Origin of the sequence: Allofournierella sp. (genome assembly GCF_017889395.1) — a bacterium.
Classification (GTDB): domain Bacteria; phylum Bacillota; class Clostridia; order Oscillospirales; family Ruminococcaceae; genus Allofournierella.
Genome location: NZ_JAGHKE010000013.1, coordinates 23,518 through 32,063 on the forward strand (window position 1 = coordinate 23,518; position 8,546 = coordinate 32,063).

Consider the following 8,546-nt stretch of genomic DNA (forward strand, 5'->3'; position numbering starts at 1 on the left):
AGGGGTCAATAGTCATGTACGAATACTATCAGATCAGCGCCCAGGACCTGGGCAAGGATGCCAAGGTGCCTGTGCTCAAGCTGGGGGATTCCGGCGAGGTGTTCTATGAGCTGGCGCTGGAGATGGTGAACACCATCAAGGAGCACAACGCAAAAGGCGAGAAGACCGTGTTCATCTGCCCGGTGGGCCCGGTGGGTCAGTATCCCATCTTTGTGCGTCTGGTCAATCGGGATCGGGTGAGCCTGAAAAACTGCTGGTTCATCAATATGGACGAATACCTCACCGACGAGGGTGAATGGATCGACAAGGAGAATCCCCTGAGCTTCCGGGGCTTCATGGAGCGCACTGTTTACAGCAAGGTGGACCCGGAGCTGCTGATGCCTGAGGAGCAGCGGGTCTTCCCGGACCCTCACGACACCGAGAAGGTGCAGCGGGTTATCGAGCAGCTGGGCGGAGTGGATATCGCCTTCGGCGGCATTGGCATCAACGGCCATCTGGCCTTCAACGAGCCTCAGGATGAGTTGACCCCCGAGGAGTTTGCTGCCTTGAACACTCGAGTGTTGACCATCAGCCGGGAGACCCGGACCACCAACGCCATCGGCGATCTGAACGGTGCCATCGATGCCATGCCCAAGCAGTGCATCACCATCGGCATGGCCCAGATCCTGGGCGCCCGCAAGATTCGGCTGGGCGTTTTCCGTGACTGGCACCGCAGTGTGGTGCGCCAGACTGCCTATGGCGAGGTGAGCGCCCACTTCCCGGCAACCCTGATTCAGAATCATCCGGACGCCATGATCATTGCCAATGCCAACGCGGCCAAGCAGCCCTTCTGAACAGCGCGCAAACGCGGAAAGGAAACCAGCCATGGAACTTGTGATTAAAAACGCACGGGTCTACCACAATCATCGCTTTGAACAGCGGGAGGTCCTGATTCAGAATGGAACCATCACTCAGGTGGCGCCTCGGGTGGACACCCCGGCGGGCTGCCCGGTGCTGGATCTGGGCGGCAAGCGTCTGGTGCCCGGCTTCATTGACGTACACACCCACGGCGGCGCCGGGGTGGATGTGAATGCGGCCACCGCCGACCAGCTGAACAACACCATCGGCCGATTCTTCGCCAGCCAGGGCACCACCGGCTGGCTGGCCAGCGTGCTTACCGACACGCCGGAGCAGACTCTGTGGTGCATCGAGCAGATCAAGCAGGCCAAGGCCCAGACCGGCGACCATGCCCAGCTGCTGGGCGTGCATCTGGAGGGCCCCTTCCTGGCCAGCGAGTACAAGGGCGCCATGCCGGAGCATCTGCTGCAGAAGGGCAACGCCGAGCTGTTTCGCCGTTACGCAAAAGCAGCCGAGGGCAGCATCAAATACATGACCGTAAGCCCTGAAGTGGAGGGCGTACCGGAGATGATCCGTCAGATCGCCGGTGAGGTGGTGGTGGCCATCGGCCACTCCGGTGCGGACTATGACACCGCCATGGAATGCATCGACGCGGGCGCAGCCTCCGCCACCCACACCTTCAACGCCATGAAGCTGCTGCACCAGCATTTCCCCGCCATCATGGGCGCGGTGCTGGAAACCGATGTATACTGCGAGGCCATCTGCGACGGGCGGCATCTGCATCCGGGTACCGTGCGCTTTCTGATCAAGTGCAAGGGCCTGGACCGGGTGGTGGCCATCACCGACAGCATCATGGCCGCCGGCCTGCCGGACGGCAACTACAAGCTGGGCGTGAACGACGTGGTGGTGGAGGATGGCGATGCCAAGCTGGCCAGCAACGGCACACGCGCCGGCAGCACGCTGACCACCGGCCAGGCACTGAAGAATCTGGTCAAGTTCACCGGACGCCCGGTGGAAGAGGTCCTGCCTCTGCTCACTGAGAACCCGGCGGACCTGCTGAAGATGGGTACCCAAAAGGGGCGCATCCGTCCCGGCTGGGATGCCGACCTGGTGGTGCTGGACGAGGACCTCAATGTAGTCCGCACCCTGGTGGGCGGCCGCACCGTTTTTGAAAAGGTCTGAATATATTTTTTCGCGAGAATCCCCCGAAGCAGCTGCTTCGGGGGATTTTTCATGAAGCAGCCGGCGAAAGGTATGAGGGATTTTCATACTGGCCCGTCGAAAACCGGCGGCCTATAATGAAATATAAGGAGAAGTGAGTGGTTATGAAGCTTTATCTGAACACCGATCTTGCCCGGCGCTATGCCGACGCAGGGCTGCTGGAGCAGGAGCGCCTGCGGGCAAAGGATATTTACCGGGAGCTGATGACTGCCGGTGAGGCAAGCCCGGACTGGGGCGTGACCGGCTGGCTGCACTGTGAAGAGGCGGCCATGCAGCGGGCACAGATCGCGGAAAAGGCAAAGGAGATTCGCCAGAACGCCGATGTATTCGTGCTGGTGGGCGTGGGAGGCTCCAACCAGGCAGCCCGGGCCATGATCGAGGCACTGAAAGGCGAGGGCGGACCGGAGATTCTCTACGCGGGCAACACTCTCTCGGCCTGGGAGCTGGTCCGCACCCTACAGAAGCTGGAGGGCAAGAGTGTTTACATCAACGTGATCGCCAAAAACTTTGAGACCCTGGAGCCGGGCAGCCACTTCCGGGTGCTGCGCCGCTGGATGAGCGAGCGCTATACACCCGACGAGATGGCCCGGCGGGTGGTGCTTACCGGTACGTACGGCAGCCGCCTGGAGGAGATCGCAAAGGAGAACGGTTACCTGTTCCTCAGTTTCCCCGAGCGCATCGGCGGGCGCTATTCTGCCTTCAGTCCGGTGTCGCTGCTGGCGCTGGCGGTGGCCGGGCTGGACGTGGAGGCATTTGTAGCGGGCGGCTCGGCCATGGAGGCGGAGCTGGCTGCAGAGCAGGGAGGCATCGCTGCGGAATATGCCGCACTGCGCAGTGCGCTGGGCCAAAAGGGCTACGCCATCGAGATGCTGGCCGCCTTTGAGCCCCGGCTGTTCTGGGCCCAGAGCTGGTGGAAGCAGCTGTTTGGCGAGAGCGAGGGTAAGGACCACAAAGGCCTGTTCCCGGCCACCATGACCAATTCCGAGGACCTGCACAGCATGGGCCAGTACATGCAGGAGGGCAGACGCATTCTGATCGAGACCTTCCTGATGGTGGATGACCCGGGCGCTGAGCTGCGCGTGCAGTCGGACAAGGCCTTCGGCGACCGGTTCGATTATCTGGACGGCATGGATTTTGCCAACATCAACCGGGCAGCAGAAAAGGCCACCATCCAGGCCCACGATGCCGGGGGCGTGCCCTGCATCCAGCTGCGGCTACCCCGCCTGAACGAGGAAACCTACGGCCGGATGTATTATTTCTTTATGATCGCCTGCGCTATCTCCGGCAAGCTGCTGGGCGTGGACCCCTTTGATCAGAACGGTGTGGAGGAGTACAAGCGCAGCATGTTCCGTGCACTGGGAAAAGCTTGAAGGAAGTAATCGGGTGGATGCATTTGCAAATTGACCGGTTCGGCTGCTGCCCAACCGGGTCCGATACTTGATTCCGCACAGAACGATGCGGCGGTGGTGCTGGAATGTGTTCTGCCAAGCGGAAAACCAGCCGAAAATACGGTTTAATGGGCTATTTTCACAGAAAAACAGCCTCGGTCTACTGCAACTAGCCGAAAATGTACACACGTGTAAATATTTTGCGTAAATCCCTTGTAACCCCTGCGGATTTGTTTTATGATTGGACCTGTAGCAAAAGCAAACGCCGTAGTTAATCCTGCCGCCGCCGGCGGCCGACCCATACGAAAAGGAGTATCATTATGTTAGTACCTCTGCGTGCGATTTTGGAAGCCACTGAAAAAGAACACTATGCCCAGGGCGCGTTCAACGTGAACGCTGTGGCCCAGGCCAAGGCAGCCATCCAGGTACACGAGATGTTCCGCAGCCCCGCCATCCTGCAGGGGGCGGACCTGGCCAACGGTTTTATGGGCGGATGCACCGATTTTATGAACGCCACCCTGGAGGACAAAAAGGTGGGCGCGCAGAACATCGGCAATGCGGTGAAGAAGTACGGTGAGGACAGCCCCATTCCCATTGCGCTGCATCTGGACCACGGTCGGGATTTCGACTCCTGCAAGGCGGCCATTGCCGGCGGCTACACCAGCGTGATGATCGACGGCTCGTCCCTGCCCTTTGAGGAAAACATCGAGCTCACCCGTGAGGTGGTAAAATACGCCCACGAGCGTGGCGTTTCGGTGGAGGCTGAGCTGGGTGTGCTGGCCGGTGTGGAGGACCATGTGTTCAGTGCCGGCTCCACCTACACCAATCCTCTGGACGCGGTGGAATTCATCAAAAAGACCAAGGTGGACGCGCTGGCCATCAGCTACGGCACCATGCACGGCGCCAACAAGGGCAAGGGCGCAAAGCTGCGCAAGGAGATCGCCATCGCCACCAAGGAATGCCTGATGCATGAGGGCATCTTCTGTGCGCTGGTGAGCCACGGTTCCTCCACCGTGCCCCAGTACATCGTAAAGGAGATCAACGCCCTGGGCGGTGACCTCCAGAACGCCTACGGCATTGAGCTGGCTCAGCTGAAGGAGGTCGCCCGCTGCGGTATCGCAAAAATCAATGTGGATACGGATATCCGTCTGGCGGTGACCCGCAACATGAAGGAGCTGTTCCACTACCGCCCCGAGCTGCAAAGCAGCGCCAGCATCGGCGCCATCTACCGCCTGCTGGAGGAGAAAAAGACCGCCTTCGATCCCCGTGTCTTCCTGCCGCCCATCATGAATACCGTGATGTACGGCGATGTACCCGACGAAGATGTGGCCGCCATTGTGGACTGCGTTGAGCGGGGCGTAAGAGAAGTGGTCGGTACCCTGATCGTGGAGTTCGGCAGTGTGGGCAAGGCGCCCGCCGTGGAGCGGGTGACCCTGGACGAGATGGCCGAGCGCTACCGCAAGGAAGGCATCTGATCCAATTCGTTTCCGGCCGCCGGCCGCTCCCTTGGGGGCAGCCGGCGCTGGCCGGTTTATCAAACCAGACCAAAAGGAGAAGTGCTCATGAAATACATCTTTTTGAATCTGAAACGCTTCGATGTGCCCACCGAGTTCGGCGGCGTGAACCGCATCGCGCCGGTGGGAGACTGGGGCCGCTATATTGTGGAGAACACCCAGGAGCAGCTGAAAAAGTATGACCCGGAGAAGGTGGAGTTTGTGCAGTACTTCCCCGAGGCCCACATCCTGGGCGCGGCGGCGGCCCGCTGTGAGAACAGCCCGGTGAAGATCGGCTGCCAGAGCATCTACCGGGACGATACCGCCGTGGGCGGCAACTTCGGCGCCTTTACCACCAACCGGCCCGCCTCCATTGCCAGGGCCATGGGCTGCGGCGGAGTGATCATCGGCCACTGTGAGGAGCGCAACGATAAAAACGGCGTTCTGGCCGAGGCCGGCGTGACCGACACCGCCGCCACCAACCGCCTTTTGAACAAGGAGATCAAGGCGGCCATTGCCCGGGGAATGAAGGTGCTGTACTGCATCGGCGAAAAGAGCGAGGAGCAGGACCGCTGGCAGGAGGTTCTGGGTGAGCAGCTGGACATCGGCCTGGACGGTGTGGACAAGAGCCAAGTGGTCATTGCCTACGAGCCCATCTGGTCCATCGGCCCCGGCAAGACCCCGGCGGACAAGCCCTACATCGAAAAGATCGCCCGCTTCGTGAAGGAACGCACCGGCGGCATCCCCGTGGTATACGGCGGCGGCCTGAAGAAGGACAACGCCGAGATGCTGGCCAGCATCGAGGAGATCGACGGCGGCCTGATTGCTCTGACCCGCTTCTCCGGGGAGATCGGCTTCTACCCGGACGAGTATCTCGAGATCATCCGCACCTACCTGGGCGAGTAACAAAAGAGGAGGAATGTTTCCATGAAACTGGATTTTGAATACGGCCACGGCCTGATGAGCGCCGAGCTGCCCGACAACACCGATGTGTTCATTCCCGGCACCACCGTGCCCGACCCGGATTACATCCCCGAGGATAAGCTGGAGGACGCCTATCTGGAGAGCCTGCGCAATCCCATCGGCATGAAGCCCCTGAGCGAGCTGGCCTTCCCCGGCGCAAAGGTGGTCTTCATCGTGCCCGACCGGGTCAAGGGCGGCGAGCAGCCCACCAGCCACCGCAAGGTCAGCATCAAGCTGATTTTGAAGGAGCTGTATGCGGCCGGCGTGAAGAAGGAGGACATCCAGTTCATCATCTCCAACGGCCTGCATCCCCGCGCTAAGCCCGAGGATTACAAGGCCATCTTCGGCGAGGAGCTGTTCAATGAGTTCTGGTACACCCACCAGATGACCAGCCACGACTCCGAGGACCCGGACAACATGGTCGACCTGGGCACCACCAAGCGGGGCGACCCGGTGTGCATGAACAAGACCGTGTTCGAGTGCGATATTCCCATTCTGATCGGCCACGTGCAGGGCAACCCCTACGGCGGTTACTCCGGCGGGTACAAGCACTGCGCCACCGGCATTACCAACTGGCGCAGCATCGCCAGCCATCATGTGCCTGAGGTCATGCACCGGGACGACTTCACCCCCGTGAACGGCGGCAGCCTGATGCGCCACAAGTTCAACGAGATCGGTATGCACATGGAGGAGAAGATGGGCCATCCCTTCTTCTGCTGCGACGCTGTGCTGGATACCAAGAGCCGCCAGATCGCCATCTACTCCGGCTACGCCAAGGAGATGATGCCCGAGAGCTGGAAGCTGGCCGACAAGCGCACCTACGTGCACTGGGCCGAAAAGAAATACGACGTGCTGGTCTTCGGTATGCCCCAGAAGTTCCACTACGGCGACGGCATGGGCACCAACCCCATCATGATGATGCAGGCGCTGAGCGCCCAGGTGCTGCGCTTCAAGCGCGTGATGAGCGACCACTGCGTGATCATCTGCTCCTCCATCTGCAACGGCTATTTCCACGACGAGCTGTGGCCCTACCTGCGCGAGGAGTGGGAGGCCTTCCAGCATGACCACATGAATATTCTGCCGGATATGAACCGTCTGGGCGAATACTACGCCACCAACGAGGAATACATCCGCAAGTACCGCTTCACCAACGCCTTCCATCCCTTCCACGGCTTCTCCATGATGAGCTGCGGTCACATCGCCGAGATGAACACCAGCGCCATCTACATCGTGGGCGCCGAGGAGCCGGGCATCGCCCGCAGCATGGGCCTGAAGACCCGCGCCACCTTTGAGGAGGCGCTGGCCGATGCCAAGAAGAAGTTCGTGGGCGAGAACCCCAACATTCTGGCGCTGCCCCAGACCTTCAAGGTTGCCGCTGTGCACCTGTGCATGAAGGACCCCAGCCAGGACTGCATGGACGAGTACGGCCATCATCCCTGCTGCGGCTAAGAGCGGTATACCCATTTTAAAATAAACCATGCCGGGCCCCCGGAATGAGGGGGCCCGGCCTTGCGCTTTTCAAGAGAGGAAGGAAACCAATGCAGGTTTTTGCATATCTTATCATCAGTTTGCTGGCCAGCATCGCCGGAGCCATCTGCGGCATCGGCGGCGGAGTCATCATCAAGCCCACCCTGGACCTGTTCCATCTGGACAGCGTGGCCACCGTAAGCTTTCTGTCCGGCTGCACCGTGCTGGCCATGAGCTGCTATTCCGTGACCAAGGCCATGCGCGCGGGCGACAGCAAGGTGGATCTGAAGATCGGTACCCCGCTGGCCATCGGCGCGGCCATCGGCGGCGTGGCGGGCAAGCAGATGTTCAGTGTGATCAGCGCCCAGTTCCAGGAGACCGCGGGTGCGGTGCAGGCCGCCTGCCTGTTTCTGATCACCCTGGGTACCATGGCGTACACCCTGTGCAAGGCGCGCATCCACACCAAGCAGATCGACAGCGCGGTGGTCTGTCTGATCATCGGCCTGTTGCTGGGCATCATGTCCAGCTTCCTGGGCATCGGCGGCGGCCCCATCAACCTGGTGGTGTTCTATTTCTTCTTCTCCATGGACACCAAGACCGCGGCTCAGAACAGCCTGTATGTGATTCTGGTCAGCCAGATCACCAGCCTGCTGGCCACGCTGGTCACCGGCAGTGTGCCGCCCTTCGGCTGGCTCAGCCTGGTGCTGATGGTCGCCGGCGGCATCGGCGGCGGCATGATCGGCCGTGCCTTCAACAAGCGGATGGACAACAAGGCGGTGGACAAGCTGTTCATCGGCCTGATGGTCATCATCATGGGCATCAGCCTTTATAATGTATATCAGTACACCTTTGCGGTGTGAGCGATTTCCAAAGTGCGGGCGGCCGGTTTGCGGCTGCCCGCTTTGCTTTTGCGGCCAAACAGTGTACAATAAAATCATATCGCATAAAATAGCGGGGCAAGACCCCGCGTACCAATAAGGAGAACCCAAATGATCTTGGATGCAAACGAACGGGAGCGGCTGGCCCACCAGGCACAGGAGCTGTTTTTGGCTGAGCCCGCCGACTATGAGGCGGCGGTGCCTGCACTGCGCCAGGCGGCGGCGCTGGGCGATGTGTGGTGCCTGTGCACCCTGGGCTGGTGCTGCGAATTCGGCAAGGGCACCGAGCTGGACCTGCC

At 60.6% G+C, this 8,546-nt stretch carries 8 protein-coding genes; all 8 read left to right on the forward strand.

Annotated features, from left to right (window positions below; translation table 11 throughout):
* The first annotated feature begins 14 nt into the window (after positions 1 to 14).
* Entirely contained in the window at positions 15 to 833 is an 819-nt protein-coding gene (locus J7G73_RS02755) for a glucosamine-6-phosphate isomerase (protein ID WP_291245130.1), read from the forward strand.
* A 31-nt stretch (positions 834 to 864) separates the two neighbouring features.
* Complete coding sequence (gene nagA, locus J7G73_RS02760) at positions 865 to 2,019, forward strand: N-acetylglucosamine-6-phosphate deacetylase (protein ID WP_291245131.1); 1,155 nt, start codon at positions 865 to 867, stop codon at positions 2,017 to 2,019.
* A gap of 143 nt (positions 2,020 to 2,162) precedes the next feature.
* Entirely contained in the window at positions 2,163 to 3,428 is a 1,266-nt protein-coding gene (locus J7G73_RS02765) for a glucose-6-phosphate isomerase (RefSeq protein ID WP_291245132.1), read from the forward strand.
* 338 nt (positions 3,429 to 3,766) lie between these two features.
* Positions 3,767 to 4,921, forward strand: a complete 1,155-nt coding sequence (locus J7G73_RS02770; RefSeq protein ID WP_367113936.1) for a ketose-bisphosphate aldolase — start codon at positions 3,767 to 3,769, stop codon at positions 4,919 to 4,921.
* A gap of 87 nt (positions 4,922 to 5,008) precedes the next feature.
* Positions 5,009 to 5,845, forward strand: coding sequence for a triose-phosphate isomerase family protein (locus J7G73_RS02775; RefSeq protein ID WP_087295922.1), 837 nt, complete (start codon positions 5,009 to 5,011; stop codon positions 5,843 to 5,845).
* A gap of 21 nt (positions 5,846 to 5,866) precedes the next feature.
* Entirely contained in the window at positions 5,867 to 7,351 is a 1,485-nt protein-coding gene (locus tag J7G73_RS02780) for a lactate racemase domain-containing protein (RefSeq protein ID WP_087295923.1), read from the forward strand.
* Positions 7,352 to 7,440: 89 nt separating this feature from the next.
* The gene (locus J7G73_RS02785; protein WP_291245133.1) at positions 7,441 to 8,229 is read left to right on the forward strand and encodes a sulfite exporter TauE/SafE family protein; all 789 of its coding nucleotides are present in this window, start codon (positions 7,441 to 7,443) and stop codon (positions 8,227 to 8,229) included.
* A gap of 129 nt (positions 8,230 to 8,358) precedes the next feature.
* On the forward strand, positions 8,359 to 8,546 hold a 188-nt coding region (locus J7G73_RS02790; protein ID WP_291245134.1), incomplete at its 3' end, for a hypothetical protein.

Coding starts and splice junctions, on each gene's coding strand:
- J7G73_RS02770 (WP_367113936.1), top strand. CDS start 3,767: ATGTTAGTACCTCTGCGTGCGATTTTGGAAGCCACTGAAAAAGAACAC.
- J7G73_RS02755 (WP_291245130.1), top strand. CDS start 15: ATGTACGAATACTATCAGATCAGCGCCCAGGACCTGGGCAAGGATGCC.
- J7G73_RS02780 (WP_087295923.1), top strand. CDS start 5,867: ATGAAACTGGATTTTGAATACGGCCACGGCCTGATGAGCGCCGAGCTG.
- J7G73_RS02775 (WP_087295922.1), top strand. CDS start 5,009: ATGAAATACATCTTTTTGAATCTGAAACGCTTCGATGTGCCCACCGAG.
- J7G73_RS02785 (WP_291245133.1), top strand. CDS start 7,441: ATGCAGGTTTTTGCATATCTTATCATCAGTTTGCTGGCCAGCATCGCC.
- J7G73_RS02765 (WP_291245132.1), top strand. CDS start 2,163: ATGAAGCTTTATCTGAACACCGATCTTGCCCGGCGCTATGCCGACGCA.
- nagA (WP_291245131.1), top strand. CDS start 865: ATGGAACTTGTGATTAAAAACGCACGGGTCTACCACAATCATCGCTTT.